Raw genomic sequence first — 26166 nt, 5'->3', positions numbered from 1 at the left:
GCATCTCGCGTCAGTTCATCTGATTCCGTCCATCCCACCGCTCAGCTACCTGGGAATCGTCGCGGTGGCCGCGCTGCTCGGCTGGGCCGCCATCATGACCTCGACCTGGATCGCCATCCGGTCGCCGCCGGTCGACGCGATTGGCGTTCGCGAGTGACGCCGGCGGCGCTGCAGCCAGCCGTACCACGTATCCGGTGGTACGGGGTGTCGGTCCGCGTCGACGCGGAACCTGACGTCAGCGGCATGAGATCGAACAGCAGAGACCTGTCGAGGCGGCGGGACTCGTGGCCCTCAGCTGCCGAGTACGGCGGTGTCCCCGGCCGTCAGTCGGCCGGGGACACCTTCGTAGCTGAAGCTGCGCCGCGATCAGCAGATCGGATTCGACCTCACGGGCAGTCGAACCAGCGGGTTGCTGTTGCGCTCGAAGTTGTCGGCCGAGTTGTCGAGGTTGACGTAGCCGGGAGACTCGGCGAGCGTGCCGTACACCTTCATCCGCACGGTGGCGTCGGTGCCGGCCCCGTCGATGTTCGCGGTGTGTACGAAGATCGTGTACTTCTGAACAGCGTTGATGCCGATGCCGGCGGTCTTGGCGGCCGGGGCCGCGCTGGCGGCGGTACCGCCACCCAGCGCCATCGTCATCATGACGAGCGCGCCGCCGACCGCGATGGGGATCCGGAATCTCATGGTTACTTCCTCCTGCCGAAAAGCGTGGATGATTGCTGCTGTAGCAGTGAATGAACTCTGACAGCGGCCGCTGTCGCGGGGCTGACGTGGCGCTGAAATGCCGGCACCGTCCGGTGTCCGACTGTGCGGTCCAGGGCGCTTGTCGCAGGGCGATTGCGACGTCGGGTGGGAGCGCTTCGATCAGGAGGTCTGGGGGTTCCTGGTGTTGGGCGCCGCTCCACGGCAGGTGTGCCTCCCGGCGCCTTTGGAGCTGAGTCGGATACGACATCACCCGCGCTCGCCGTGCTCGGCGACCGTTGGCGACGACCCGACGGCGGTTGGGTAACGCGACGGCGGTGGCCCGACCGGCGTTGATGACGTAAACGACTCAGCTCCAAAGGCACCGCCCAACGGCATCGACCGCCCCGCCCACAGCTCCGCCCCGGGCCACGGTCCCCCGGGCCGACCAGGGACCGCACCCGCGACAACGCAATGACCCTGGGCCGGTGCGGTCTCCGGAATCCGGCGCAAAGGCGTACTCGCGGTTCGGCGTCGGCCAGCGCCGCGTACCCCTGGTGCGGGAGTGCGCAGACCCTCCAGCCTTGGTCACCCCGCGTTAGTGAGGTCGATCAGACGACCAGTAGGGGATTGACGTCCGGAGGCTGGCAGCCACTGGGCGCATAGCGGACGCATAGAAGGCGCAGATTGCCGTCGGCAATGCTTAGCCGCCATCGATGTAGTGCGGTTCGGGTGAGACCCCGACCGCACACATTCACTGTCACGGACCTGAGAGGTGAATATGACCAACAACATCAAGGCCGGTGCCCCGATGGTGGACCACGCGGAGAACTTCGTCGACCTCGACGACCTCGATCTCGCCGGGATCGACATCGAGGCCGGCGACGAGGTCGCCGGTGGTATCAACTGGACCTCGATCATCCCGACCACCGGCTGCACCAGCACCACCAACCGGTGCGGCGGCGGCGGGACGTACTGATCGTCCCGTAGCCAGGTAACGATCGATGCGACAGTTCGCCGCTACGCTGCTGTGGCTGCGCGACGGTCCGAACGAGGTCCAGAGCCTGGTGGCAGGCCTGGATCTCGTTCGCCGCGCCGCAGCCGAGGACGCCAGTGAGGCGTGGCTCTGCATGATTGCCAACGGCACCGCGCACTACCTTTCGACGTACGCGGCCGGTGACCTGCTGTCCCGGGCATACTCCGGAACCAACGAGGTTTACGGCGTGGTCGCCCAGGTCGGTCGGCTGGACAGGGGCCCGGACGGTGAGCTGGTGGTCGACGGGTGCTGGCGGTTCGGCTCCGGCGCGGACCGGGCCGCCTTCATGGCCATGGGGTGCGAGCCGGTTCAGGGCAACCGCACCACCGTGCTGATCAACCGCGCCCGACTGCACGTCGAGCACCCGTGGGAGGGCCCGGGCCTGCTCGGCACGACGAGTCACACCCTGAGTGCCCGGTGCCTGGGGGTGCGACCTGAGGACGTGGTCGAGATGTCGGCCATCCCGACGGATCGCCCGCTGGGGATCTACGCCGATGCGGAGCTGTTCCTGGCGAACATGCCCGGAGTGGCGATCGGGCTCGCCGAGCGGCTGCTGGAGCTGCTGGGTCCCAGCTTGTCGCCGGGATCGCCCTGGCAGGCCGTCTACTCCGAGGCCGAAAACCGCACCATCCTGGCCCGACGCGGTCTGACCGGGATGCTGCACGGCTTCGACGCGCTGGCCCGGGACGGGCGGCTGCGGCCGTTCGCGCCGGCCCTGCGGGCCGAGTACCGCGCGGTCCTCTCCGCCGCCTACCACGTCTGCCTCGACGCGGTTCTCGCCCTGGCCGAGGCTTGCGACTCGGCGGACCCCGGTGTGGAGCAGCGGCTGGCCGAGGCGCGTCTGGACGTCGCCACCATGAAGCCGCACGCGGCTATGCGGCCGCACAGATGACCGGAGCTGCTGGAATGACGCCATCCGCACGGACGCTGTCCACGCCGGGCTGGTGCCTGGTCCGGGTGCCGGTGCTGCCGGCCGTGCCCTGCGACGACTCGCCGTCCCGGGGCGGCGAGCTGTCGCGGCGGCTGCTGGAACTGGCCGTGGAGTACGCGACCACCTTCCAACGCTCCGGGGATGACGACCGCGACTGGCAGGACCAGCCGACACGAATGGCGATCTACGGCAACCGGGCCAGATTTCGGCCTACCCCGTTCGGAGTGTTCGGCTTCAGCATGCTCGCCGACCTTGTCGACGGTGATTCCACGACGCGCATCGACCTCGCGACCGAGATCCGGCTGGCGCGTCTCGACCTGCCCCGGCCGACCGGGAACTGGTTCGTCAATCCCACCCTCGTCGCCGATGCCGGCCGCTGGTCGTATGTGCGTCCGGACCGGGGCGGGACGACGTCGTTGTCGGACGATCCGGCGATCTGCCGGCTCGCCGAGCTGCTCGGTGAACTGCGTGCCGCCGCACCGCGCTCCGCTGCCGACTGGGCTGCCGACCTCGGCGATGACGGCACGGCACGGTTCGACCTCTGCGTACGCCGGCACCTGCTGTTGCCGGAGCACGCGCCGGAGATGCTGGTGGGGACCGCCGTGGCGGCCTCGCCCGCGGATCCGCTGAAGGCGGTGCTCGCCGAGGAGCGGCCCTTCCGCCCCGACCAGTTCGTGGACGCGTTCAGCGAGGTTCGGCCCCGCCTCGACCGCGGCCCGGTGGAGGCGCTGGTCGACGGCGTCGCCCAGGTCATGCGGGTGCCGTGGCCGTCCGACCGGCTCGAACGGGTCAGGGAGTACGTGGGCGGCATGTTCTCCGGTGGCGCGGTGCCGCTGACCTGGCTGCTGACCGCACCGGTGGACCACTCGCTCGGCAGTTGGCGGCGACCGCCGACGGCTTCGGAGACCCCCGACCTCCCGGATGCGCCGCGGCGGCTGTTCGTGCCCCCTGGCCGCCGCGACGGCAGCGCGGTGGAGTGGTGGAACGACGCGGTCACGCTGGACCAGTGGCGGGCGGGGCAACCCGAGCGGGCCGGTGCCGGGATGCCCGATCCCGGGGGCTCGACCCGACCCCGGTTCGGCATGGCCTGCGGGGCGCTCCTGGCCGAGCCGTGCTCCGGTGCCGATGCCTGGCTGAAGATGATCATGCCGGGGTTCTGGGGCGGGCCGGGGGCCAGGTTCGGCGAGCATCTGCACGTTCCGGATCTCTGCGACACGGCGGAGGACCCCGGCCGGCTCGCCGTCGAGCTCGGCTGGAGTCCGCTGGATCGACGGGCGCCGCTGGCCCGACGTCGGGTCGGCGATCTACCCCGACTCAACCTCAACCTGCCGCACCGTCCCGGCGACCTCCTCCTCACCGACCTGGCGGTCGTCGTCGTGGACGGGCGGCTCCAGCTGATCAACCGCGCCGACGGGCGCCTCGTGGAACTACGCTGGGACAGCCCACTGTCGTTGAGTCACGATCTCAACCCCTGGGCGGTCAGGTTGCTCGGGCTGCTCATGGACGAGGCCGCCGACACGATACCGGCCGCCGACCCGAGCCAGTGGCGGTCGCCGGGTGGGATGAATCCGCGCATAACCGCCGGTCGTTGCCTGCTTGCCCGCCGTGGCCTGGTGCTGAACGCCCAGCACCGGGCCGACCTGCTCGAGTTGGTGGCCGATCCCGTCGGGCTCTGCGACGTGCTGACCGAAGTCGGGCTGGGCTCCACGGTGGAGCTGACCGAGGGCGCGGACCTCACCATGCGGATCGACCTCACCGACGCTGTGCAACGGCGGTGGTTCACCCAGCGGCTGCGCCGCGAGGGCAGGCTCCAGCTGCACGAGGCGCTGCCGGTGAGAACGCCGGTGTGGTCCGATCTCGGCGGCCACGTGCACGACCTCTGGGTGCCCTGGTCGCACCGGGAGCCGACGGTGAGCCGGCCGCTGTCGCGGACCCGGCTCGTGGACCGGCTGCCTGCGGCGGACCCGGACTGGACCAGCTGGTACGTGTACGCCCCGGACCGGGCGGTGGAGACGTGGCTGGCCGGGGCTGACGTCATGGCGCTCATGCGCCGGGCCGAGCTGTTCTACATCCGGTACCGGGACGAACGGCCTCACCTGCGGGTACGCGTGCGTTCCTCGGCCGCGACCGAGATGCTGCTCGCCGACCTGCGCACCCATCTGGCCAGACTGGTGCCGCAGCAACCGTGGGAGGTCGACGTCCGTGCCTGGGTGCCGGAGGACTACCGGTACGGCGGCCCGGCATTCCGGGCGGATACCCTGCGTCATTTCTGCGGCGACTCGGCCTGGTGGGTGGGCCGGCTCACCGCCGGTCCGGACCAGGCGGGCCGGTACGCGCTGGCGGTGTCCCGGATCGCGGCCTGGTGCCGGCAACTCGGCGGGGACGACGGAGCCCTCGACCTGCTGTGCGAACTGCGTGGGCTGGATCCCCGGCTGCCCAGCTCCCTGGCCCAGCGGGACTGGATGGCGGCCTTCCGTTCGGCCCGGCCCGGTCTGGAGCGGGCCTTGGACTCCGCACTCGCCGAGCCTGATCCGACGCTCGACCATCTCGTGGGCATGAACGAGGACACCCGTTCTCTGGCGCTCAGCAGCATGATCCACATGACCATCAACCGAGGGCTTCCGCTCGGGCAGGCGGTGAGCCGCGAGCCGGAGATCGTGATGGCGGCGGCGCGGCTGCTGAAGGGCCGGATGGCCCGGGTGCCACGGGGCGGGACCGGGCATGCCTGAGGTCGACGCCGCGCGTCGGCTGCTCCGCCGGCTGATGGGGCATCTCCGTGAACGTGGCAACGCGACCGTGGATGCGCTGGCCACCCTGGCTCTGCTCGCGTCGCGGCTCGACCACCGGCCGTTGGCCGTGTCGCTGACCCAGCTCGCGTTGCGCGGCGAGCCTGTTTCCGACCACCGGGTCACCTGGCTGCTGCATCGTCTGGTGGACGACTGCCTCGCTTCGGCCGCCGGCCACCTGGATGTGCCGGCGTCGACCGGCCCGGCGGCTGCCGAGGTGCTGACCGCCCAGTACCGGCGCTTCGTCGATGCCGGCGAGCTGGATCCGATCAACGGCGCCGGGGGCATCGGGATCACGCTGTGGGACGTGGCCGGCCCGGCGGCGCGTGCCGAACTCGCTCCCGCGCTCACCCGGACCGCCCTCGGCATCCTGCGGGCGCCGTCGAACGGGCTCTACCACGGCCGCAGCGGGGGCATCCTGTTGCTACGAATGCTCGGTCGCCGGTATGGCCGGGACGGGGTGCTGACCGGCCCGGTCGACGCCCTGGTCCGCGACATCGAGCGGCTGGAGCCGGCGGTGCTCGACACCGGTGGCCTGGGTGTCGGCGGGGTCACCCTGTGCTCCGGCCTGCCAGGCATGCTGGCCGCGCTGGGCCCGGACGCCGACCCGGCCGCGCTGGAGCGGATAGTCCGAGCGCCGATCACCCAGGCGTCCCTGCGTCGGCTCGACGAGTTGCTCGTCGACGAGACCGCCGACGTCACCTTCTGCCACGGCCTCGCCGGGCTGAGCCTCGCCATCCGGCTCTCGCCGTGCTGGGCGGGGCTCGTCGGCGCCGATCGGGCGAGCGCGCTGGCGGCCCGGCTCTCGGCCCACCTCGACCGGGTCGACGGGCAGGCGGTGGCCGACGCGTTCGACACGCCGTACGTTCTCTCCGTGCTGAGCGGACCGGTCGGGGTGGCGCTGGCGCTGGCGGAGACCGTGACCAGCACCCCGCCGTGGTGGGGGAGCGGGGTGAGCCTGGGCGACGGCACGTCTGCCGTGGCCGGAACACGAGTGATCGGAGTCCCCGTATGACAGTCAGCCTGCAGACGCAGGACAACGACTGCGGGGTGCAGGCCCTGGTCGCCAGCCTGAAGCTGCTGGGCCACGACTTCCCTGAGCCGGCGTTGCGGGACGCGTTGGCCGTACGCGGAGCGCTCTCCATGCGGGACCTGCGGGACACCTCGGCCGAGGTGTGCGGCGTTCGCTATCGCGCCCGGCGGGACTGCCCTTTCGACGCGCTGACCCCCGGTGCCATCGTTCACCTGCGGGCTGACCACTTCGTCACCGTCGAGCGTCGGCGGCGACGCCAGGTGCGGATCTTCGATCCGTCGTTCGGCCGCGCGTGGCTCGACGAGCGCGGCTACCGCGAGCGGTCCTCCGGCTGGGTGCTGCTGCCGGGTTCCCGGCCGGTCACGCCAGGTGCCGGCGACCAGCCTGCGGCGCGGGTCACGTCGGCCGGGCGCGCCCGCCGGTCGGCCCGGGCCCCGTGGCTGTGGCCGTTGGTGCGTTCCGGAGAGCTCAGCTTCCGTCAGGTCGTGCCGCTGCTCGTGATGAGCCTCGTGCTCTACACCGGCTTGACCATGCTCAACCTGGTCCTGCTGCCGTACCTGAACCAGGTCGCGGCCGGTGGCCGGGTGGCCGCCGGCCCCCTGGCTGCCGCCCTCATCACCTTCTTCGTCGCGCTGAGCGTGCTGTTCTGGCTGCGGCACCGGCAGCTCACAGCGGTCGGGCTGGCGTTCGACCGGGCGATGCTCGGTAACCTCGTCGACCGGCTGACCCGCACGTCGGCGACGACCGAGATGACCTCGGGTGCGGTCCTGCACCGGGTGCAGAGCGCCCGGGAGGTGCGGGAGGCCGGCACCACCCTGGCCCTGTCGATGTTCACCGATGCCATCGCCGTGCTGATCCTGCTGGCATTCATGGCGTCGATGTCGCTGCCGCTCACCGGCGTGGTGGCGGCCCTCGGCGCCCTGCACATCGGGGTGACGCTGCTCGCCCGACGGCCGATCAGCCGGCACTACGACGAGCAACTGCGCCTGGACGGTGAGGTCCAGGATGTCCTGATCACCACGACCCGAGGACTGACCACCTTCCGTGGTCTCGGGGCCGTTTCGCACCTGAGGGCCGAACACGCCCGGCGGCTTGATCTGCTACACGGGTCGGTACGAGCGTTGCAGTACCGGCTCTCCTGGGTGTACGGGCCGAGTGAGGCCCTGCGCTTCTCCGGCCTGTACGTGATCCTCATCGTGGGGTCGGTGCTGGCCGCGGCGGGGCTGGTCAGCACGGGCGAGCTGTTCGGGTTTCTCACCCTCGGCGGGACGGTGCTGTTCTCGGTCATCTCCATCGCGCAGACCCTGCCGGCCGCCGCCCAACTGGAGCGGCAACTGCGTTACGTGGCGACGCTGCTGACGCTGCCGGTGATGCCGGCCGGCACGCGCACCCGGCCGGTGCCGGACGCGCCGGCGGTGGCGCTGGACGGTGTGCGTGTCTGCCGCCCCAGGGACGGCTTCGACCTGCGGCTCGACCTGCGTGTCGAGCGGGGTGAGACGGTCACCGTCGGCGGGGTGAGCGGCGTCGGCAAGTCCACGATGGCGCACATCGTCAGCGGGCTTGACCCGGCGCCGGCTGGCCGGGCCGTCATCTACGGCGTGCCGGCCGGGGACTGGGACCCGGACGCGTTGCGGCCGTTGGTCTGTTACGTACCGCCCCGCTCCGACTTCATGCACACCACGATTCGCGACAGCCTCTGCGCCGGCGCGAGCGAGGTGGACGACCGGGAAATCCGAAACATGCTCACGTTGATGGAGCTGGACGAGGTGGTGCGCCCGCTGCGGCTGGGGCTGCGCACGACGCTGCGGATCAACGGCGCCACCTTCAGCGCGGGCGAGGTGCAGCGGTTCGCGTTGGCCCGGGCGCTGCTGCGCCGACCATCGCTGTTGATCCTCGACGAGGCGACCAACTCCCTCGACCGCGAGATGGAACTGCGGCTGCTGAACGCCGTCCGGCAGCGGGTGGAAACGCTGATCGTGGTCAGCCACCGTCCGGTCGGCGAGCACCTGGGCAGCCGGCACCTGACCGTCGTACGCGATCAGGACGGTGTCTCCCGGGTGGTGGCCGGTGGCTGAGCCGTTGCGCGGGGTGCACGCCTATTGGCGGATTCCCAGCGGGCATCCGCGCCCCTACCGGCAGTTGTCCTGCGCCACCTGGCTGCTGAGCATCCTGTCCTGGCAGCGGCACGCCGGCCCGATCGACCTGTATGCGGACCCGCCGACGATCGACTGGCTCGATCAACTCGGCTGGCTCGGCTACTACGACCGGACGGAGGTCCTCGACGACGCCGGGCTGGACCGACACTACGAACGGGTCGCCTGCTTCGCGTTGCCGAAGCTGCTCGCCCTCGATCGCTTTCCCGAGGCGGTGCTCGTCGACACCGATGCCTACCTGCGCGTCGGCCTGCGCCCGCGAGGGCCCGGTTCGCTCTTCGCCCACCTGGAACGCGGCGACGTCGACTTCTACACCCGGCTGCGCGAACTCGCCAACCCAGCCGGTGTGGATCTGCCCGACTCGCTGGCGCTGGTCGGCAACACCTCGCTGTTTCGGGCCGCCGACCCCGACCTGGCCCGTCGGATCAGCCGCACCGGGCTGTCCTTCCTGGCCGACAACCCGTCCACCCCGGGACGCGACATCCACCTGCACATGACCGTCGCCGAACAGGTGCTCGCCACGCACCTCACGATCACCGCCGGGCATCTGGTGGTGAACGTCTTCGGCGCGATCTGGTCGCCGCAGACGCTCACCTGGATGACCGACCCCCCGAACTTCGGCCACCTGTGGAGCATCAAGCGCGGGCCACAGGTGGCGACGCTGGTCGCCGCGTACGCGTCGGTCACCCGCATTCTGCGCGACGAGTACGGGGTCGCACCGAGTCGGGTACGCACGGCGCTGGAGCGGGTGTGAGCCAGGCGGGCCTGTTCGACCGACTGGCGAACGCGGGCGCCGTTGTGACGTCGGCGGCATCGGCGGCGTCGACCGTGCCCGGTGGACATCCGCCGAAATGGGTGGTGGAGCCCACGTCGCTGACCCAGCTCGGCGCGGTGGTCCGGATCCTCAACGACAGCGCGGTCCCGTGGCGGGTCGACAGTCGCGGGCGCAACTGGGGTTACGACGATTCCCGCGTACGCACGCCCGGCGTGATCGTCCGGCTGGCCCGACTGGACCGGCTCAGCCTGGATGTCGAGATCGGTCTCGCCACGGTGCAGCCCGGGGTGACCTTCGCCAGGTTGAAGGCGGCACTGGCCGACGCCGGAGCGCGGTTCCACCTGCCGCCGCCGGGTTCCGGGCCGCACACCTCCGTCCTCGGCAACGCCCTCGACCGGGGGCTGCTCTCCGGGCTCGGCGAACGGGAGCGGCACTGCCGGGACTTCCTGGTGATGGAGCGCGACGGTTCGGTGCACCGGCTGGGCTGGACCGGTGCGGAGGACGCGCGGGTCCGGGGCGCCCTGCCCTACCCGCCCGGGCCACATGGCCAGGGGGCGCTGTTCCAGACCGCCGGGTACGGCCCGATCGTGGTGGAGCTGACCCATGTCCTCCAGGCGGCACCGGCGCAGTTGATGCGGCTGGTGGTGCTCTCCGGGCCGGCCCTGACCGAGGAACTGGTGCGTTGTTGGCGTGAGCTGCTCATGGAAGGGCTGGTGAGTAGTTCCATCCTGGCACCGCAGGCGCGTCGGCGGGCGCAGGGGATCGCCACCGCCCACGACGGGCTCGTCCTCGACCTGTCCGTCACCGCCGGCTCCGTGCCGACCCTGCGGGCCAAGTCCGCGGATGTCCAGCGGCTGGTCCGCGAGCACGGGCAGCGGCTGGCGCTGCGGGTCTCGGAGCACCCCGACGACCTGCGCATCGTCGGCGGTGATGGCGAGCAGCCGGAGGAGGTCGCCCAACTCGCCGAAGGGCTGGAGTGGCACACGGCGGCGCTGCCGTTCGCACCGTCGATGGTCGCCGCCTTCGCGCACGCCGTGCAGGCAGAGGCGGTACTGGCGGACACGCCGTGGTCCCTGCGCCCGCTCGACGACCGGGCAGTGGTCTGGCTGTCCCCGTTCGTCTACCGCAAGGACGATCCGGCCGGCGTCGAGCTGCTTCGCCGCCGGGCTGCCGCCTTCGACCGCATCCGTGGCGAATTCGGCCTGCCCTCGTACCGGTCCGGCGGGGTGCGTGGCGGGCGATGAAACACCTTCTCGTCGTCAGCGTGCACCGCATCTCCACCGGGCAGTCGGGCGAGGCGGTCCACCTCCGGCAGCTTGCCGGGGCACTGCGGACCGCCGGTGAGCGGGTGACGGTGCTGGACGGACCGATGGACCCGGGCGCGGCGGGCGGCGGGCATGGCGCGGCGCTGCGGTCCATGGCGCGATCGCTCGACCGGCTGCTCTGCCAGGACCGTCCGGATGCGGCCCTGCTCTGGGGGCATCTCGGTGAGGAGACCATGTTGGCGCAGCGGCTGCGGGCGGCGGGCGTGCCGACCGTGTTGGAGCATCCCGCGGCCGACCTTCGGCCCGTCGCGCAGACGCTTCGCCTCGTCGACGATGTCGTGGTCCCGTCCCGATTCGCCCGAGATCTCTTCTCCGGGCAGACCGGTCGGGATGCCCGGCCGATCGAGCCGCTGTTGCGCCCATGCTCCTGTTCACCCGGCGCGGGCCCCGGTGGCGCCGCCCGGTCCGGCCCGTACCGGCTCACCTTCGTCAACCCGGAGCCGGCCAAGGGTCTCGGTGTGGTGATGCACCTGGTCGTAGCCGCCATCCGGGCGAACCTGCCGTTCCGCTTCCGCTTCGTGGAGGGTCGTTGGACCGCCGCCGACCTGGCCGGTCAGGGCATCGTCGCGGCGGAACTGCCGTGCGTCGAGGTCGTCGGCTACCGCGCCGACGTCTGTTCGCTGTACGCCGAGACGGACCTGCTGCTGGCACCGAGCCTGTGGCGGGAGAGTTTCGGGATGATCGCCCGCGAGGCCGTGGTGCACGGTGTGCCCGTCGTCGCCACCCGGACCGGTGGGTTGCCCGAGGCCGTCGGCCACGGCGGGATCTGCCTCGATCCGCCGGAGTGCGGCGATGACTACCTGGTGCGGATGACCGGGGACGAGGTCCGGGCGTGGCTGTCCGCTGTCGTGGACGGGCTGCGCCGTGGGCGCCGGCCTCAGCCGGAGTTGCTGTCCCGGGCCACCGCCGAGAGCGTCGAGGCGTACCGCGAAGTGCTGTCGGGCCACGCGGCGGCGTGAGGACGCCGCTCGGCACGCCACCCCGGCGACGCCGTGCCCGCGACAGCGGCGACGGCGTCCGGCGCGGCCCCCTCGTCAAGATCGAGCTTGGGATCCTGCCGCAGGATGGCCACCTCCAGGTCGCGGAGCAGCGGGCCGGGGTCGAGCCCGTGCTGGTCGGCGAGCATATGGCAGCCCTGCCGGGCCACCCGCAGCGCCTCAAGCTGCCGGCCACAGCGATACAGCGCAACCATGAGCTGGGTGCGCAGGCGTTCGCGCAGCGGATACTCGGCAACGTACCGGGTCAGTTCGGCGATGAGCGCATGGTGTCTTCCGAGGGCCAGCTCGAGGCCGAAGAGCCATTCCAGGTCGGCGAGGCGTCTCTCCTCCAGATGCAACCGGCCGGGTTCGACGAAGTCGGCGGCCGCACCGGAGAGCGTCGTTCCCCGCCAGAGCGCCAATGCCTCGCGCATGAGCTTGGAGGCTCTCTCCAGGAGGCCCCGCTCGCCCTCGACCCGAGCCGTCGCGGTCAGGGTCGTGTACCTCGCCAGGTCGAGCTGGTTGGTCGCCAGCGCCAGCAGATATCCGCCGGGCTGGGTGACGATCGGCTCGGAGGCGTTGTCGGCCTGCTGGATGCTCCGGCGAAGCGCCCAGATCTCAGACTGGATCTGGGCTCTCGCCGTCGACGGCGGGCTGCCTCCCCAGATCGCCGCGGCCAGCTGGTCGACCGACACCACCTGGTTGGCGTGCAGCAGCAGGTAGGCCAGCACCGCCCGCCGGCGGGGCCGATCCACGTTGACCGGGGCGCCTTGAGCCGTGACACCCACCGGGCCCAGCAGTGTGAAGCTCAGGCTCATGATGCTCTCCCCGGGGACAGCGGCGCCGGGCTGCCGTCCTCGAAGCCGGTGATCGGATCGATCCTCTTCTTGAGTCGATGACAGTCCAACGGTCCGCTCATTGTGGACGTTCTCCCTCGCGAGGCTGGATGAGCCGTTCGGGAGCATCCTGGTGGGCAGGCGTCCACCTGCACCCCAGATCGATAACTACTCCCATCGCATGGAAGCTAACGACGGGCTGGTACGCGGGACCGACGGCCGGCTTCCCGTAGCTGTCCCGTACCGCCCCGCCTGGTCAAAATCGGGTGGCCGGTGGCCGAGCCACCGTCGGGTGAGGGCGTAGATAGAGGGCAGGCCTTGCGCCGTTCGGCTGCACGGCGCGTTCTCAGTCTGCGGACGCCGGTTCGGCGGGCCGGGCCGTGAAGAAGCGGACGATGCCTTCCGCCGCGGTTGGGGACAGCATCATCGCCTGGACTCGTGCGGACATTTCGGCGATCGGGTGGGTCCTGGTGAACATCGCCTCCTCGTACGTCCGGATTGCCGAGTCCGGGTCGGCGGGGTTGGCGGCGAGTCGGCCGGCGAGTTCGGCGGCGTCGAGCATGGCCTGGTTGGCGCCCTCGCCGACCGGCGGCATGAGGTGCGCGGCGTCGCCGATGAGGGTGACGCCCGGCTGGCTGGCCCAGCGCGTACCGGTGGGCATCGCTTCGATCCTGCGCAGCGTCGGCGCGCTGTCGCCCGCCTCGATGAGTGCGGTGAGGCGTGGGTCCCAGCCACCGAAGATGTCCAGCAGGGCGCGCTTACTACGGTATGTGTCGATGGGGTGATCGTCAGCGCGCAGCGAGATCCCGACGCGTAGGCTGCCGTCGCCGATGCGTTGCGCTGCCAGGATCTGATTCACGCCGACGCACCACAGGTTCCCGGGGCCGACGAGCTCGGCGAGATCCGGGTGGCGCCGGTCGACGTCGTTGATGTTCAGCTCTACAAAAGTGGCCACATAGGACAGTTCCGCGTCGGTCAGCAGCGACCGGACGACCGAGCGGGCGCCGTCCGCGCCGATGAGGATGTCGCAGTCGGTTCGGTGGCCGCCGTCGAACGTCAGTTCCCAGCCTCCGCCGGGTCGCGGGGTCGCCGCGACAAGCCGGTGCCGCCAGACAACCGCGTCGCCGGGAAGTGAATCGAGCAGAAGATCACGCAGTGCGCTCCGGTCGATCTCGGGACGTCCGGAGAATGAGCCGGGTTGTGGTTTGTGGTGCACGAGGGTGCGTCCGGTCGGGTCGAGGATGCGATGTTCCTCGCCCTCGGGCCGCGCCTTCGACCGGAACCGGCCGGCGAGACCCGCCTCGGCCAGGGCCTGTTGCCCGGACTCCGGGTGCAGGTCGAGCGTGCCGCCCTGCGATCGCGCGGATCGGCTTGCCTCGCGCTCGTACACCACCGCATCGATGCCGTGCCGATGCAGGATCCGTGCCAGGGTCAGCCCGCCAAGGCCGCCACCAGCGATCGCAATTCGCATTCCCACTCCGTTACCGTACACTGTATTCGTGGATACACCGTACGGTAGCGAAGCGTTGCCCGTTTGGGAACGGCCCGAGCCCCAGCCGCGGGCGGCGCCGGTGCCGTTGAGTCGCGAGAAGATCGCCGCTACGGCGATCCGGCTTGCCGACGCGCACGGCCTGGACGGCCTGTCGGTTCGCAGGATCGCCAAAGAGCTCGGTGTCGGTCCGATGCGGCTCTACGACTATGTGCTCAACAGATCCGAACTGCTCGATCTGATGGTCGACGTCGTCTATGCCCGGATCGCCGAGGTCGGCCTGCACTCCGAGTGGCGTGCCACGGTGCTGGCCGTCGCCCACGCGACCCGTGACGCCGCCCTTGATCATGAGTGGTTTTCCGACCTGCTCGGCGGAAGGCCGCACTTGGGACCTCACGCGCTCGCCGTGGGCGAAGCGACCGCGGCGGCGCTGAGCCAGGCCCCCGGCGTGCGCGGCATCGACGATCTCCAGCGGGCCCTGGGCGCCCTCAACGCCTTCATCATCGGAGCGGTCCGCAGGGAGGTCACCGAGCGACGCACCGCCCGTTCCACCGGCACCGATGAAGCCGCCTGGCAGGCCAGCCTCGGCCCCTACCTCACACGCATGTTGAAAACCGGCAGGTACCCCACCGTCGCCCGGCTCGTCATCGACGGTGCCCACCTCAATGCCGAGGAAACCTTCAACCACAACCTGATCACCGTCTTGGACGGCATCACCAGCCGTCCCCGCACGTGACCTACTGCTCTGAGGCCAGCGGCCGGCTGGAGGCGACGCCTCGTATGCACGCCGAACTGCTCGGCCAGCCGCCGGAGTCCGCGTCGACCGGCAGCAGGTGGGCCCCCTCTGCTGTGGCGGGCGCGGTCCCGGGAGGGTGTTCCAGCACCCTCCCAAGAGTCCGTCCAACTCCGGCGGCGCCTACTCGCAGAAGACCCGCACCTTGGCATCGGGCTGGTCCACCTCCACGGTCATCTCGTCGAGGTGCTCCACGAGCGCCTCGAGCTGTTCGGGCTTGAGCTGCGTCAGGTCGAACGGCACGCCCGACTTGTTCAGTTCGGTGTTGGCCTGGCCCAGTGCCTGCGGCGGGATCAGGGCCGCCAGCCGTACGCCGGCCCGCAGCAGTTGCAGCGGCACCCGCACGTTGACCCGTCCCGGCTCGCCGTTCTCGACGGTGTCCACCAACACCCGCAGGTACTTCGCCTTGCCCTTCGGCCGGGCGTCGAGGCTCGACGTCGCCTCCGGCTGGTCCCGTTCGAGCGCGGCGATGAGCTGCTCCGCCTCCTCTGCGGTGATCTTGCCCTCGGCCAGCATGTCGAGGATGTCCTTGCGCTGTTCGTTCATCGGAACCTCTCCTATCGGATGGTTACGAGCACGGCCGAACGGCCCTGCTCGATGTCGACCCGGGTGCCGGGTAACGCGGAGATGACGCGCCAACCGGTGCCGAGCGCACGCACCACACTGATGCGGTACACGAGGCAGGCCACGGCCGCCACGAGCACGACCAGGACCACGACCGGCGAGAACACGAGCACTACGGGAAGCACCGGCACCCAGATCCGGATGGGACGACCGTCCGGGCGTTTGACCCGTACGGTCAGCAACTGCGGCATCACCTGCGACCTTCCAATTCGGACAATGCCTGCTGTGTGGTGATCTCGCCGCGGCGCAACCGGTCGATGATGTCGGCCCGCGACGGCGCCGGATCGGTCTCGACGAAGTCGAGCATCTGCGTGATCCGGTTCAGTCGTGATTTGATCGTCGGGTAGCTCACCCCGAAGATCCGCTCCATCTCCTTGATGGAACCGTGGCACCGCACGAACGCCGTGACGAAGACCTGATCCTCGACGTTGAGCTGAGCCAGTTGCGGCAGCTCGAACTCGCCCTCGATTGCGACCCCGCTGCCTACCAGGCGCGCCCGTTCGACGACGAACGGCTGGCCCCGGGTCAGGTTCGTGAGTTCCTGCCAGTCCATCGCCTGCTCAGTCATATCTAAAGATATACCCGGACCAACCTCAACTTTCAAGAAGTCGACCTTAATTTTCTTAAGTTGGGGCTTCCTTCGGGCTTCGTGCCGGTCCGCCCGGCACCGGGAGCAGCAAGAGCCGTGGCTGCCTACACCGAAATGCGGCGTACGTGCCGGTGTGCTCCGCCCGGTCGATGCGGCTGGATGGATCTCGGGTCGGCCGTGTCGCCGGCCGATGAGGAATATGGGGGCGTTTCCCGTACCGGTCGCCGGGGCTGCGGTGACATTCTCCTTGCCGTCTGTCGGCGACGAGTTTCCTGGAGCGGTGTGCATGGACGAGCAGATACGTGTGCGAGTCATCGCCGTCGACCCCGCGGTACGGGTGGGCGTCGACGACATGGTGCGGGCATGCCCGGAACTGACCGTGGTGGTCGACCGTCCGGACGTGGTCGAGGCCGTGGAGGCGGGTGCCGGCGGGCTGCTGCGCCGTTCTGAGGTTCGCCCGGACCGGCTGCGCCCGGCGATCCGGGCGACGGCTGACGGCAGCTTCACCGTGCCGTCGGCCCTGCTGGGGGATCACGGCGCGCAGCGCGTCGACGTCGACCGGTCCGCGTAGCCGGTAGGACTCGGCCATCGTTTAGGTGGTCGACCCCGGATCGAGCTGATCGGCGAACCAGATCCGGTGCTGGGCGGTGCTGAGCGACCCGCCGTCTGGCCGGTCGGCGCCGACGTCCGGTGCACCCGGCGGCAGGGTCCCGCCGACTGCGGCATCCTCGCCGGTCGCCGGGCCACCCCCGATGCCCCACGCGATGAGTTCGGCCACGGTGGCGGTGAGCACGTCGGCGGGGGAGAGCGACCAGCCCCACAGGTGGCGGACGCGGGAGCAGACCTGGGTGGCCGCCAGCGAGTCGCCGCCCAGCTCGACGAAGGTGTCGTGCACCCCGACCGGCCCGGTGCCGAGCAACTCGGCCCAGATGCCGGCGAGCCGGCGCTCATCGTCGGTACGCGGGTCGACCCGCTCTCCGCCGGCGAGCCGGTGCCCGTCGGGAGCGGGCAGGGCCGCCCGGTCCAGTTTGCCGCTCGGGCTGACCGGCAACGCCGGTACGGCCATGAACACCGACGGGACCAGGTACCCGGGCAGTCGTTCGGCGAGGTGGGCCCGGAGTGCCCGGGCGCCGGGGACGGCGCTGACCACCACGTACCCGACGAGCTGCTCGGCGTGCACGGCCGTGGCAGCGGCCTGTATCCCCGGCACGGTACGCAGCGCGGCGTCGATCTCACCGAGCTCGACCCGGTGTCCCCGGATCTTGACCTGGTGGTCGATCCGGCCCAGGTAGTCCACCGCCCCGTCGGGCAGCGGAAGGCGCTGCGCGACAGCGTGGACGATCTGTTGCGGCACCGGCCGCACCCGTAGTCCGGCGACTTCGCGCGGTCCCGCACCCGCGCCTCGAAGAGCGCACCACACCGGCAGCGCCATGGGCACAGCCCGATCATCGGTCACGGCCGAGCGGCGTGTCGACGGATGTGCGGTGCCCGTCAGTCGGAGATCTGCCGATCTGCGCTCGGTGTGCCGTTGACGGCGGTGCCCAGCAGGTCGCGTGCTTCGACGGAACCGTCGAGCTGGCGGTTGATCCGGTGGGTGGCCTTCCAGCCTTCGGCGGTACGGATGAACTCCCAGCGGTTGACGCCGGTGCGCCAGATCCGGTAGCTGTCGCTGTCGCGGTTGCGCAGGACGAGCTGCGAGTACGCGGTGACGACGGCGGTGTCTCCGGTCACCTGGATGTGTGGGATGCCCTGGAGATGGGCGGACCCGTCCTCGATCAGTTGATGGTGCCGATCGCTGGTGACCATGTCGGCGATGGCCGTACGGCCTGCCATCGTCACCAGGTCGGTGTCGTAGGTGCCGTCCTCGGTCCACAGTTCGGCGGTGGCGGTGGCGGCTCCGCTGTCCACGCCCGGACCGTAGCTGGCGAGGATCTGTAGCAGGGCCAGCCGGTCCTCCAGCTCTCGAACCCGGCGTTCCAGAGCGGCAATCGGGTCGTTCTCGGTCATGGCTGCTCCTCGCTGACTCACAGGGGGGCCGGTCGGGTCCAGCCGGCGTCGGGAAACAGTTCGGTGAGTGCCGCCAGCTGTTCGATCAGGTGGTCGGCACTGTGATGGGCGAACTTGGTGTTGATGACGGTCGCGCCGGCCTCGATGACGCGTTCGATGTTCGACCGGGTGCCGGCGGGGTCGCCCAGCGGGTCGAGGTTGCGGGGTTGCAGGATCACCTCGAACCCGGCGGGCCGGTCAACGGCACGGAGCAGGGCGGCGATCTCGGTGAAGGTCAGTCCGAACGGCTTCCAACCGTCACCGAGTTCGCAGGCGCGCCGAAGCGATCGGCGGGTCCGGCCACCGACCCAGATCGGCAGGTGTGGCTGGCAACCGTGCGGATCGACCACCAGGTCACGGAAGCTGTAGTGGGTTCCGGCGTACTCGGGAACGGCCTTCGCCCACGCGGCCCGCAACGCCCGGATGGCGTCGTCGGCTCTCGGCCCCCGGTCGGCGAATGGCGCGCCCAGCAGGTTGAACTCCTCTTCGAGGCTGCCCACGCCGACGCCGAGTACGACCCGTCCGTCGCTGAGTTGGTCCAGCGTTCCGTAGGACTTCGCGATCGCTAGCGGGTGGTGGTAGCCGAGTACCAGGACGTTGGTGGCCAGTCGGATCTGCCGGGTGCGCCCGGCGAGATAACCCAGCGTGGCCAACGGATCCCAGTAGGTGCTGCCCCGGCTCTCGGCCCCTGCCGCGGGGATGGCGACATGCTCGCTACAGGTCAGATGGTGGTAGCCCAGTTGGTCCGCCGCCTGCGCGATTCGGGACAGCTCGGCAACGCCGGCCGTGGCCTCCCAGGGTGCGGCTTCCGTCGGCTGCCGTATGACGATAGGGGTGAGGATCCCGAAGCGCATCCGCTGTTTCCTCCGTGTCCAGGGCTCGTGCCGCCGCGTTGCGGGGGCTCGTGGCGCGATCTGCCGGAAAGACTCGCACGACTCCGATAACCTAGCAAGCATTTGCTTGTTTGTGCGGCTGGCGCTGCTGGTGGGGTCCGGTGCGACGAGGGGTGGGCCCGAATGGCGGGCGCCGGTAGAGGCAGTCTTGACACCCCTGGAGCCGGGTATATGCTCTCAACCAAGCGCTTGCTTGCCATGCGCTGAACTACGTACCGGACGTGCTGACGGCTCCGCGGGTTGGCAGGGCGGCCGGCAAGGTGCTCCGGAGGCCGAGGCGTCCGATGTGGATATCGGACCTGACCTTCACCCGTTTCTGCCTTCCAAAGGAGAAAGGCCGAGCATATGTTCTTGGACTACACCCCTGAGCAGCAGGAGCTGCGCAAGGACCTGCGGGCCTACTTCAACGCGCTGCTGACCCCGGAGGTTCGGGAAGCGATCGGCGGAACCAACGAGGACCGGCCGGCTTACCGCGAGGTGGTCCGGCAGATGGGCCGGGACGGGTGGCTCGGGCTGGGGTGGCCGACCGAGTACGGCGGTCAGGGCAGATCGGCTATCGACCAGTACATCCTGTTCGACGAGGTGCAGCGGGCCGGTGCTCCGTTCCCGTTCGTCACTATCAACAACATCGGGCCGATGATTCAGCGGTTCGGCACCGAGGAACAAAAACGTACCTACCTGCCCGGCATGCTGACCGGAGACATCCTGTTCGCGATCGGATACAGCGAACCGGAGGCCGGCACCGACCTGGCCGCTCTCAAGTCAAAGGCTGAACTGGTCGGTGACCAGTGGTTGATCAACGGCAACAAGGTGTTCACCAGCGGTGCCAGCCAGGCCGACTACGTCTGGTTCGCCTGCCGGACCGACCCGGACGCGCCCAAGCACCACGGAATCTCGATCATCATCGTGCCGACCTCGACGCCGGGGCTGAGCTGTACGCCGATCGCCACCTCCGGTCTGACGCACACCAACACCACCTACTACAACGATGTCCGGGTACCCCGCGAGAACCTGGTGGGTGAGATCAACAAGGGCTGGAAGTTGATCACGTCGCAGCTGGGGCACGAACGGGTCGGCCTCGCCGCCTTCGGCGGACGTACCGAACAGTTGTGGAGCGACACCGCCGACTGGTGCCGGCAGGCGCAGGTCGACGGCGAGCGGGCCATCGACCAGAGCTGGGTTCGCCAGGACCTCGCCCGCAGCTATGTCGAGGTCGAAGCCATGCGGCTGCTGAACTGGAAGCTCGCGGTGCTGGGCGAGGGGCAGAACCCGGCCCCGGCTGCGGCGGCAGTGGCGAAGGTCTTCGGCACGGAGACACATGACAGCGTGTGCCGCACGCTGCTCGGGGCGGTCGGACCGTTGGCCACCCGCCGGCCGGGCGCTCCCGACGCCCCGCTGGCGGGCCGACTGGAAGCGCTCGCCCGAGGCTCGTACATCAACACCTTCGGCGGCGGCACCAACGAGGTGCTGCGCGACATGATCGCCGTCAACGGCCTCGGAATGCCTCGGAAGGGTCGGTGATTCCGATGACGACCACGACAGCAACTGACGAACAGGTGTTCCTGGAGAACATCCGCGCCTTCATCGGTCAGGAAGCGACGCCGGTCCGGCGCGCACAGGAACCGGTCAACCGGCCGATGATCCGGCACTTCGTCGAGGCCATGGGCGACGAGAACCCGGTCTACCTGGACGACGAGGCGGCCGGTGCCACCGGCCGGGACGGCATCGTCGCTCCGCCGCCCATGCTCTCGACCTGGCTCATGGTCGGCTATCGGGCTCACCAGGCGGCTGCCTCCGGTGCCGCGCCGGACACCCCGATGGCCCGGCTGCTGGGCCTGCTGGCCGAGGCCGGGTTCACCGGAGTGGTCGCCACCAACGACGAGCAGACCTATCACCGGGAGCTGCGGCTCGGGGACGACCTGTCGATGACGACCGTCATCGAGGACGTTTCGGCCTGCAAGCGGACCGGCCTGGGCGCCGGGCACTTCATCACCACCCTGCGCACCTACCGCGACCAGCACGGGCAGGTCGTCGCCGAGCAGCGGTTCCGGATTCTGCGCTTCAACCCGCAGAGCACCACGTCCGCCGCAGCGCCGGCACCGGCGGCGGCGAAGGACACGGAAGCCGTCCCCGCCGGGGCGCCGGCAGCCGCGACCACCGGCGCAGATCCGGCCGTACGGCCGAAGCCGTTCATCCTTCGGGACAACGAGTTCTGGTTCAAGGCGGCCCGGGAGCGCCGGTTGGTGATCCAGTGCTGCGACGACTGCGGCGTGCTGCGCCACCCGCCGTCGCCGGCCTGCCCGCACTGCCGTTCGTTCGGCTGGCACGAGGCTCCGGCGTCCGGCCGGGGAACCGTACACAGCTACGTGACCAGCCACCACCCGAAGGCGCCGGGATTCGACTACCCGCTGCCGGTGGTGTTGGTGGATCTCGAAGAGGGCACGCGGCTGGTCGCGGACTACGCCGGCGACCCGGCGGACATCCACATCGGAATGCCCGTCGAGATCGAATGGCTCGACCGGGATGCCGAGCTGACCCTGCCCCGATTCCGCGCCGTGGGAGAAAAGGCCTGATGGACTTTCAGTTGACCGAGGGCCAGACCACCGTACGCGAACTGGCCGAGGGCCTTTTCGCCCGGCATGGCGACCCGCAGCACCTGGCCGAGATCGAGGCCGGGGACGAGCGGTTCGACCGCCGGTTGTGGCAGGACCTCGCCGACTCGGGGGTGCTCGGACTGGTCGTGCCGGCCGAGCACGACGGCGCCGGGCTCGGCCTGTCGGAGTTCGGCCTCGCCCTGATCGAGCAGGGGCGGCGGGTTCCACTCGTGCCGCTCTGGGAGACCGTCGTACTCGGCGCACTTCCGCTGATCCGGTACGGCACCGAGAAGCAGCAGAACACCTGGCTGCCGAGAATCGCCGAGGGCGGTGCGGTGCTGACCGCCGCGCTGGAGTCTCTCGGCACCGGCCGGCCCTTGACGACCGCCGGCCGGGCGGGCGGCACTGACGGCGCAAACAGCACCGACGGCTGGGAAATCTCCGGAACCTGCACATCTGTTCCCTTCGGGCACCTCGCCGACGCCGCGATCGTGCCCGCCAGCACGCAGTCCGGTGCCGTCGAACTGTTCCTGGTCGAGACCGACCAGCCCGGAGTTGCCCGGTCCGGCTACGAGCGGACCGACCGTGGCCGGTCCGCCGATCTGACCCTGGCCTCGGCGTACGCGCAGCGGCTCGGCACCGACGACCCCTCGGAAGACCCGGTGTCCTGGTTGCTCCAGCGAGCCTGGATCGGGCTGGCCGCGCTCCAACTCGGCGTGAGTCAGGAGTCGGTCCGGCAGACGGCCGACTACCTGTCGCACCGGCACCAGTTCGGTGTGCCGCTGGCAACGTTCCAGGCAGCCGCGCACCAGGCCGCCAACTGCCACATCGACACCGAGGCGATGGAGGTCACCTTCTGGAACGCCCTGTGGCGGCAGGAAACCGACCGGCCTGCCGTCGCTGCGGCCCACACCGCGAAGTGGTGGGCCGCGGACGCCGGCGACCGCGTCGCACGTACCGTCCAGCACCTGCACGGCGGGCTCGGCGCGGACGTCACCTACCCGATCCACCGCTACATGCTCTGGAGCAGTCAACTGGCCAACACGCTCGGCTCCGCGAGCTGGCACCTGCACCAGATCGGCACGCAGATCGCCGGAGGCACCGCATGACCACCAGAACGCGCCGGCTCGACGAGATTTCCGTGGGCGATGAGCTTCCTGAACTCCAGATCCCGGTCACTCGTACCGTGATCGTGGCGGGAGCCCTGGCCACCCGCGACTTCGAGGACGTGCACCACGACCCGCAGCGTGCGGAGGAACGGGGCACTCCGGACACCTACATGAGCATCAACAACACCAACGGCCTGGTGGGCCGCTACGTCACCGACTGGACCGGCCCGGGCGCCGTACTGACCCGGCTGTCCACCCGACTCGGCGTGCCGAACTTCTCCGGCGGCACTCTGGTCCTGACCGGTCAGGTCAAGGCCAAGCAGGCCGACACCGTCACGGTCGCGGTGACCGGCACCAACAGCAAGGGGGTGCACACCACCTCCGAGGTGACCCTGCGCCTGCCGACCGCAGAATCCTGCCAGCAGCCGGAGGTGGCGCAGTGACATCGGACTTCCTTTCCGGAAAAGCGGCGATCGTCGGGATCGGGGCCACCGACTTCTCCAAGAACTCGGGCCGCAGCGAGTTGCAACTCGCCGCCGAAGCCGTACTTGCCGCGTTGGCCGACGCGGGCCTGAGCCCGCAGGACGTCGACGGTATGTCCACGTTCACCATGGAGAGCAATTCGGAGAACATGGTGGCGCGGACCCTCGGGATTCCGCAGCTCACGTTCTTTTCCCGGATCTCGCAGGGCGGGGGTGCGGCCTGCGCTCCGGTCCAGCAGGCTGCCATGGCGGTGGCCACCGGCATCGCCGATGTCGTGGTCGTCTACCGAGCCTTCAACGAGCGCTCCGGGGTGCGGTTCGGGCTCGGCCCGCCGCCGACGAAGACCACCGCCACCACCGACAACGAGTACCGCAGCTGGATCAACCCGTACGGACTGCTGACTCCCGCTCAGCACATCGCGATGTTCGCCCGCCGGTACATGCACACCTACGGCGCCACCAGCGAGGACTTCGGGCGGGTCGCGGTCAGCCTGCGCCGGCACGCCTCGGTGAACCCTCGGGCCTGGTTCTACGGCAAGCCGATCAGCCTGGCGGACCACCAGGCGTCGCGGTGGATCGCCGAGCCGCTGCGCCTGCTGGACTGCTGCCAGGAGACCGACGGCGGTCAGGCCATGGTGATCGTGAGTAGGGAGCGGGCCCGGCAGTTGCGGCAGAAGCCGGCGGTCATCACGGCGGCCGCACAGGGCAGCGGCCCGGACCAGTACCCGATGGTCAGCTACTACCGCGATGACCTCACCCGGATTCCCGAGGTCGAACTCTGCGCGCAGCAACTGTGGGCGCAGTCGCACCTGGGACCACAGGACATCGACGCCGCGATCCTGTACGACCACTTCACCCCCCTGGTGCTCAACCAGTTGGAGGAGTACGGCTTCTGCGGTCGCGGTGAAGCCAAGGATTTCGTCGCTGACGGCCACCTAGAGCTGGACGGGTCACTGCCCACCAACACTCACGGCGGGCAGATCGGTGAGGCCTACCTGCATGGGACCAACGGCATCGCCGAGGGGGTCCGACTCATCCGGGGCACCTCCACGAGCCAGCCGGCCGATGTGTCCCATGTGCTGGTCACCGCCGGGGTGGGCGTACCCACGAGCGGCTTGATCCTGTCCACGGACAGCTGACCCGAGGCGAAGGGACTTAGCATGCTGCGCTACGCAGGCAGGCGACTGCTGGTGGCGATTCCACTGCTGTTCGTGGTGCCGCTCCTGGTCTTTCTGCTCATCGACCTGGTCCCGGGCGACCCGGCCGTCGTGCTGGCCGGCGAGCAGCCGACCCCCGACCGGATCGAGGCGATCCGTGAGCAGTTGAATCTGAACGGTTCGGTCCTGGAACGGTACGTCGACTGGGTGGTCGCGGCGGTGCAGAGCGACCTGGGCCGGTCGTTCGTGACCAACGAGGCGGTGACCGATCTGCTCGTCCGGCGGATGGGCGCCACGATGTCCCTGGTGCTGTTCGCGATGGTAATGGCCGTGTTGTTGGGGGTCAGCCTGGCGATCCTGGCCGCGCTACGGCCCGGTGGGCTGGTGGACCGTCTGGTGAACTCGATCGCCTCGATCGCCATCGCCATTCCAGCGTTCTGGTTCGGGTTGGTGCTGGCCTCGGTGTTCGCGGTGACCCTCCAGTTGCTGCCCACCTTCGGGTTCGAGCCACTGTCCGCCGGATTCTGGCCCTGGCTGTCGCATCTCATCCTGCCGGGCATCGCGTTGGGCCTGCTGCCGGCGGCCGAGGTGACCCTGCAACTGCGGTCGGCGTTGGGCCAGGTGCTCAAGTCGGACTACATCCTCAACGCGCAGGCGAAAGGGCTCAGCCGAAGCTCGATCCTGTTCAAGCATTCGCTGAAGAACGCTTCCGTGCCAGTGGTCACGGTGCTCGGCTTCCGGGTGGCCGAGGTGCTCGCCGGATCGGTCACGATCGAGGTCATCTACAACATGCCGGGGCTCGGGAGCCTGGCGGTCGACAGCGTGCTCAGCCGGGACGTCCCGGTGCTGCTCGGCTTCGTCCTGTTCTCCACCGCCGTCGTCGTGGTGGTGAACCTGCTGGTCGACATCTCCTACGGTTACTTCAACCCGAAGGTGCGGACATGACGAACGCCACCATGCCTGCGGACGGTCTCGTCGACGACTCCGACGACCAGCAGGGGGACGTCCGACCCGCCGGAATGCTGCGCGGGATCCTGCGGCGCAGGTCCACGATCGTGGCGGGCGGCTTCCTGTTTCTGCTCGTTGTCGGGGCTGTCGTGGCGCCGCTCATCGCGCCGTACGATCCGGACGCCCAGGACATCTACCAGCGGTTGCAGCCGCCCAACGCCGAGCACTGGCTCGGGACGGACGACTACGGCCGGGACGTGTTGAGCCGACTGATCTTCGGCGCCCGGGTGTCGTTGCAGGCAGCGGTCCAGGCCGTGGTCGTCGCCCTGGTGATCGGCCTGCCGCTCGGGGTCACCGCGGGTTACGTGGGCGGCCGGTTGGGTGCCGGGCTGACCTGGATCATGGATGCCCTGATGAGCGCGCCTTCCCTGGTGCTGGCCATCACCATCGTGGCGGTGCTCGGACCCGGGATCACCAACGCCATGCTGGCCATCGGTCTGATCATGGCGCCCCGGTTCTTCCGGGTCGCACGGGCCAGCACGATGGACGTACGACACGAGACGTACATCGAGGCTTCGATCGCGCTCGGTTGCAGCAGTCTGCGGACCGTCGTCCGGCATGTCCTGCCCAACGTGATGCCACCGATCATGCTGGTGATCTCGGTGTCCCTCGGTACCGCGGTCGCGGCGGAGGCGAGCCTGAGTTTCCTCGGGCTGGGAGTGGAGGCTCCCGCGTCGAGCTGGGGCTCCATGCTCTCCACCGCGTCGTCGAACATGGGCCTGGCGCCGTACCTGGTATGGCCACCCGGCGTGATGATCTTCCTGACCGTTCTGGCCTTCACCTACCTCGGTGACGGTGTGCGCAGGGGGATGCTGCGTAACCGGTCCACGAACAGCAACGGAGACTGAT

At 69.8% G+C, this 26166-nt stretch carries 26 protein-coding genes and 1 pseudogene; 18 read left to right on the top strand and 9 right to left on the bottom strand.

All coding sequences use genetic code 11. The features are described 5' to 3' along the window. Positions 1-366: 366 nt before the first annotated feature. Positions 367-684 (bottom strand): PLAT/LH2 domain-containing protein, encoded by a 318-nt coding sequence (locus tag OG617_RS34525; protein ID WP_405097459.1) that lies wholly within the window; start codon positions 682-684, stop codon positions 367-369. A 778-nt stretch (positions 685-1462) separates the two neighbouring features. Between OG617_RS34525 and OG617_RS34520 the strand changes: the two genes are divergently transcribed. From OG617_RS34520 to OG617_RS34485, 8 genes are read left to right on the top strand one after another with little or no spacing between them, the layout of a single operon-like run. Beyond that, the gene (locus OG617_RS34520; protein ID WP_405097457.1) at positions 1463-1660 is read left to right on the top strand and encodes a hypothetical protein; all 198 of its coding nucleotides are present in this window, start codon (positions 1463-1465) and stop codon (positions 1658-1660) included. A gap of 25 nt (positions 1661-1685) precedes the next feature. Continuing rightward, positions 1686-2609 (top strand): hypothetical protein, encoded by a 924-nt coding sequence (locus OG617_RS34515; RefSeq protein WP_405097455.1) that lies wholly within the window; start codon positions 1686-1688, stop codon positions 2607-2609. Between the two features lie 14 nt (positions 2610-2623). Further along, complete coding sequence (locus OG617_RS34510; protein WP_405097453.1) at positions 2624-5377, top strand: thiopeptide-type bacteriocin biosynthesis protein; 2754 nt, start codon at positions 2624-2626, stop codon at positions 5375-5377. Next, positions 5370-6449, top strand: a complete 1080-nt coding sequence (locus tag OG617_RS34505; RefSeq protein ID WP_405097451.1) for a hypothetical protein — start codon at positions 5370-5372, stop codon at positions 6447-6449. Before OG617_RS34510 ends, OG617_RS34505 begins: the two co-directional genes overlap by 8 nt. After that, positions 6446-8542: an ATP-binding cassette domain-containing protein gene (locus OG617_RS34500; protein WP_405097449.1), complete on the top strand. Its 2097-nt coding sequence runs from the start codon at positions 6446-6448 to the stop codon at positions 8540-8542. Before OG617_RS34505 ends, OG617_RS34500 begins: the two co-directional genes overlap by 4 nt. After that, positions 8535-9374 carry a hypothetical protein gene (locus OG617_RS34495; protein ID WP_405097447.1) on the top strand — a complete coding sequence of 280 codons (840 nt, stop codon included), beginning with the start codon at positions 8535-8537 and terminating at the stop codon, positions 9372-9374. The genes OG617_RS34500 and OG617_RS34495 overlap by 8 nt, the downstream gene beginning before the upstream one ends. After that, positions 9371-10639, top strand: a complete 1269-nt coding sequence (locus tag OG617_RS34490; RefSeq protein ID WP_405097445.1) for an FAD-binding protein — start codon at positions 9371-9373, stop codon at positions 10637-10639. Before OG617_RS34495 ends, OG617_RS34490 begins: the two co-directional genes overlap by 4 nt. Next, positions 10636-11679, top strand: coding sequence for a glycosyltransferase (locus OG617_RS34485; protein WP_405097443.1), 1044 nt, complete (start codon positions 10636-10638; stop codon positions 11677-11679). The genes OG617_RS34490 and OG617_RS34485 overlap by 4 nt, the downstream gene beginning before the upstream one ends. On the opposite strand, the gene OG617_RS34480 is transcribed toward OG617_RS34485, so the two are convergent. After that, entirely contained in the window at positions 11598-12515 is a 918-nt protein-coding gene (locus tag OG617_RS34480; RefSeq protein WP_405097441.1) for a BTAD domain-containing putative transcriptional regulator, read from the bottom strand. The genes OG617_RS34485 and OG617_RS34480 overlap by 82 nt on opposite strands. A 364-nt stretch (positions 12516-12879) precedes the next feature. Continuing rightward, positions 12880-14004 carry an FAD-dependent oxidoreductase gene (locus tag OG617_RS34475; RefSeq protein WP_405097439.1) on the bottom strand — a complete coding sequence of 375 codons (1125 nt, stop codon included), beginning with the start codon at positions 14002-14004 and terminating at the stop codon, positions 12880-12882. Between OG617_RS34475 and OG617_RS34470 the strand changes: the two are divergent. Continuing rightward, positions 13934-14194, top strand: a pseudogene (locus tag OG617_RS34470) (hypothetical protein); the annotation flags it as partial. The gene OG617_RS34475 and the pseudogene OG617_RS34470 sit on opposite strands and share 71 nt — an antisense overlap. 21 nt (positions 14195-14215) lie before the next feature. After that, positions 14216-14758, top strand: a complete 543-nt coding sequence (locus tag OG617_RS34465; RefSeq protein ID WP_405104049.1) for a TetR/AcrR family transcriptional regulator C-terminal domain-containing protein — start codon at positions 14216-14218, stop codon at positions 14756-14758. 180 nt (positions 14759-14938) lie between these two features. Here OG617_RS34465 and OG617_RS34460 read toward each other — a convergent pair whose 3' ends face one another. Genes OG617_RS34460 through OG617_RS34450 form a run of 3 tightly spaced genes read right to left on the bottom strand, consistent with a single transcriptional unit; the run spans position 14939 to position 16007 of the window. Continuing rightward, on the bottom strand, positions 14939-15361 hold the full coding sequence (locus OG617_RS34460) for an SHOCT-like domain-containing protein (protein WP_405097437.1): 423 nt from the start codon (positions 15359-15361) through the stop codon (positions 14939-14941). A gap of 11 nt (positions 15362-15372) precedes the next feature. After that, positions 15373-15630, bottom strand: coding sequence for a hypothetical protein (locus OG617_RS34455; RefSeq protein WP_350888335.1), 258 nt, complete (start codon positions 15628-15630; stop codon positions 15373-15375). Next, positions 15630-16007: a DUF2089 domain-containing protein gene (locus tag OG617_RS34450; RefSeq protein ID WP_405097435.1), complete on the bottom strand. Its 378-nt coding sequence runs from the start codon at positions 16005-16007 to the stop codon at positions 15630-15632. The genes OG617_RS34455 and OG617_RS34450 overlap by 1 nt, the downstream gene beginning before the upstream one ends. Positions 16008-16314: 307 nt before the next feature. Between OG617_RS34450 and OG617_RS34445 the strand changes: the two genes are divergently transcribed. Next, positions 16315-16599 carry a hypothetical protein gene (locus OG617_RS34445; protein WP_405097433.1) on the top strand — a complete coding sequence of 95 codons (285 nt, stop codon included), beginning with the start codon at positions 16315-16317 and terminating at the stop codon, positions 16597-16599. Positions 16600-16620: 21 nt separating this feature from the next. Here the strand turns inward: OG617_RS34445 and OG617_RS34440 are convergent, their stop codons facing one another. The 3 genes from OG617_RS34440 to OG617_RS34430 all read right to left on the bottom strand — a co-directional run bounded on the left by OG617_RS34440 (position 16621) and on the right by OG617_RS34430 (position 18928). Next, positions 16621-17382: a phosphopantetheine-binding protein gene (locus OG617_RS34440; protein WP_405097431.1), complete on the bottom strand. Its 762-nt coding sequence runs from the start codon at positions 17380-17382 to the stop codon at positions 16621-16623. A gap of 137 nt (positions 17383-17519) precedes the next feature. Further along, entirely contained in the window at positions 17520-18035 is a 516-nt protein-coding gene (locus OG617_RS34435) for a nuclear transport factor 2 family protein (protein ID WP_405097429.1), read from the bottom strand. Between the two features lie 17 nt (positions 18036-18052). Beyond that, positions 18053-18928, bottom strand: a complete 876-nt coding sequence (locus OG617_RS34430) for a TIGR03619 family F420-dependent LLM class oxidoreductase (protein WP_405097427.1) — start codon at positions 18926-18928, stop codon at positions 18053-18055. Positions 18929-19312: 384 nt separating this feature from the next. Between OG617_RS34430 and OG617_RS34425 the strand changes: the two genes are divergently transcribed. The 7 genes from OG617_RS34425 to OG617_RS34395 are packed head-to-tail and all read left to right on the top strand — an operon-like array spanning position 19313 to position 26165. Next, a complete protein-coding gene (locus tag OG617_RS34425; RefSeq protein WP_405097425.1) occupies positions 19313-20488 on the top strand; it encodes an acyl-CoA dehydrogenase family protein in 1176 nt (391 codons plus the stop codon). Between the two features lie 5 nt (positions 20489-20493). After that, positions 20494-21540: a bifunctional MaoC family dehydratase N-terminal/OB-fold nucleic acid binding domain-containing protein gene (locus OG617_RS34420; protein WP_405097423.1), complete on the top strand. Its 1047-nt coding sequence runs from the start codon at positions 20494-20496 to the stop codon at positions 21538-21540. Beyond that, complete coding sequence (locus tag OG617_RS34415; protein WP_405097421.1) at positions 21540-22670, top strand: acyl-CoA dehydrogenase family protein; 1131 nt, start codon at positions 21540-21542, stop codon at positions 22668-22670. The genes OG617_RS34420 and OG617_RS34415 overlap by 1 nt, the downstream gene beginning before the upstream one ends. Beyond that, a complete protein-coding gene (locus OG617_RS34410) occupies positions 22667-23113 on the top strand; it encodes an acyl dehydratase (RefSeq protein ID WP_405097419.1) in 447 nt (148 codons plus the stop codon). The genes OG617_RS34415 and OG617_RS34410 overlap by 4 nt, the downstream gene beginning before the upstream one ends. Continuing rightward, positions 23110-24291, top strand: coding sequence for a lipid-transfer protein (locus tag OG617_RS34405; protein ID WP_405097417.1), 1182 nt, complete (start codon positions 23110-23112; stop codon positions 24289-24291). The genes OG617_RS34410 and OG617_RS34405 overlap by 4 nt, the downstream gene beginning before the upstream one ends. Positions 24292-24312: 21 nt before the next feature. Beyond that, positions 24313-25254: an ABC transporter permease gene (locus tag OG617_RS34400; protein ID WP_405097414.1), complete on the top strand. Its 942-nt coding sequence runs from the start codon at positions 24313-24315 to the stop codon at positions 25252-25254. Continuing rightward, positions 25251-26165: an ABC transporter permease gene (locus tag OG617_RS34395; RefSeq protein ID WP_405097412.1), complete on the top strand. Its 915-nt coding sequence runs from the start codon at positions 25251-25253 to the stop codon at positions 26163-26165. The genes OG617_RS34400 and OG617_RS34395 overlap by 4 nt, the downstream gene beginning before the upstream one ends. Position 26166 lies beyond the last annotated feature (1 nt).

Source organism: Micromonospora sp. NBC_01412, assembly GCF_045040215.1.
GTDB lineage: Bacteria > Actinomycetota > Actinomycetes > Mycobacteriales > Micromonosporaceae > Micromonospora > Micromonospora rubida.
Note: the sequence above shows the minus strand (reverse complement) of the source record. Positions and strands in the feature narration are given on the sequence as shown.

Excerpts from the sequence above, each read along its gene's own strand:
- OG617_RS34525 (WP_405097459.1), bottom strand. The coding sequence starts at position 684 with ATGAGATTCCGGATCCCCATCGCGGTCGGCGGCGCGCTCGTCATGATG.
- OG617_RS34520 (WP_405097457.1), top strand. The coding sequence starts at position 1,463 with ATGACCAACAACATCAAGGCCGGTGCCCCGATGGTGGACCACGCGGAG.
- OG617_RS34515 (WP_405097455.1), top strand. The coding sequence starts at position 1,686 with ATGCGACAGTTCGCCGCTACGCTGCTGTGGCTGCGCGACGGTCCGAAC.
- OG617_RS34510 (WP_405097453.1), top strand. The coding sequence starts at position 2,624 with ATGACGCCATCCGCACGGACGCTGTCCACGCCGGGCTGGTGCCTGGTC.
- OG617_RS34505 (WP_405097451.1), top strand. The coding sequence starts at position 5,370 with ATGCCTGAGGTCGACGCCGCGCGTCGGCTGCTCCGCCGGCTGATGGGG.
- OG617_RS34500 (WP_405097449.1), top strand. The coding sequence starts at position 6,446 with ATGACAGTCAGCCTGCAGACGCAGGACAACGACTGCGGGGTGCAGGCC.
- OG617_RS34485 (WP_405097443.1), top strand. The coding sequence starts at position 10,636 with ATGAAACACCTTCTCGTCGTCAGCGTGCACCGCATCTCCACCGGGCAG.
- OG617_RS34480 (WP_405097441.1), bottom strand. The coding sequence starts at position 12,515 with ATGAGCCTGAGCTTCACACTGCTGGGCCCGGTGGGTGTCACGGCTCAA.
- OG617_RS34475 (WP_405097439.1), bottom strand. The coding sequence starts at position 14,004 with ATGCGAATTGCGATCGCTGGTGGCGGCCTTGGCGGGCTGACCCTGGCA.
- OG617_RS34465 (WP_405104049.1), top strand. The coding sequence starts at position 14,216 with ATGCGGCTCTACGACTATGTGCTCAACAGATCCGAACTGCTCGATCTG.
- OG617_RS34460 (WP_405097437.1), bottom strand. The coding sequence starts at position 15,361 with ATGAACGAACAGCGCAAGGACATCCTCGACATGCTGGCCGAGGGCAAG.
- OG617_RS34455 (WP_350888335.1), bottom strand. The coding sequence starts at position 15,630 with ATGCCGCAGTTGCTGACCGTACGGGTCAAACGCCCGGACGGTCGTCCC.
- OG617_RS34450 (WP_405097435.1), bottom strand. The coding sequence starts at position 16,007 with ATGACTGAGCAGGCGATGGACTGGCAGGAACTCACGAACCTGACCCGG.
- OG617_RS34445 (WP_405097433.1), top strand. The coding sequence starts at position 16,315 with ATGGACGAGCAGATACGTGTGCGAGTCATCGCCGTCGACCCCGCGGTA.
- OG617_RS34435 (WP_405097429.1), bottom strand. The coding sequence starts at position 18,035 with ATGACCGAGAACGACCCGATTGCCGCTCTGGAACGCCGGGTTCGAGAG.
- OG617_RS34430 (WP_405097427.1), bottom strand. The coding sequence starts at position 18,928 with ATGCGCTTCGGGATCCTCACCCCTATCGTCATACGGCAGCCGACGGAA.
- OG617_RS34425 (WP_405097425.1), top strand. The coding sequence starts at position 19,313 with ATGTTCTTGGACTACACCCCTGAGCAGCAGGAGCTGCGCAAGGACCTG.
- OG617_RS34420 (WP_405097423.1), top strand. The coding sequence starts at position 20,494 with ATGACGACCACGACAGCAACTGACGAACAGGTGTTCCTGGAGAACATC.
- OG617_RS34415 (WP_405097421.1), top strand. The coding sequence starts at position 21,540 with ATGGACTTTCAGTTGACCGAGGGCCAGACCACCGTACGCGAACTGGCC.
- OG617_RS34410 (WP_405097419.1), top strand. The coding sequence starts at position 22,667 with ATGACCACCAGAACGCGCCGGCTCGACGAGATTTCCGTGGGCGATGAG.
- OG617_RS34400 (WP_405097414.1), top strand. The coding sequence starts at position 24,313 with ATGCTGCGCTACGCAGGCAGGCGACTGCTGGTGGCGATTCCACTGCTG.
- OG617_RS34395 (WP_405097412.1), top strand. The coding sequence starts at position 25,251 with ATGACGAACGCCACCATGCCTGCGGACGGTCTCGTCGACGACTCCGAC.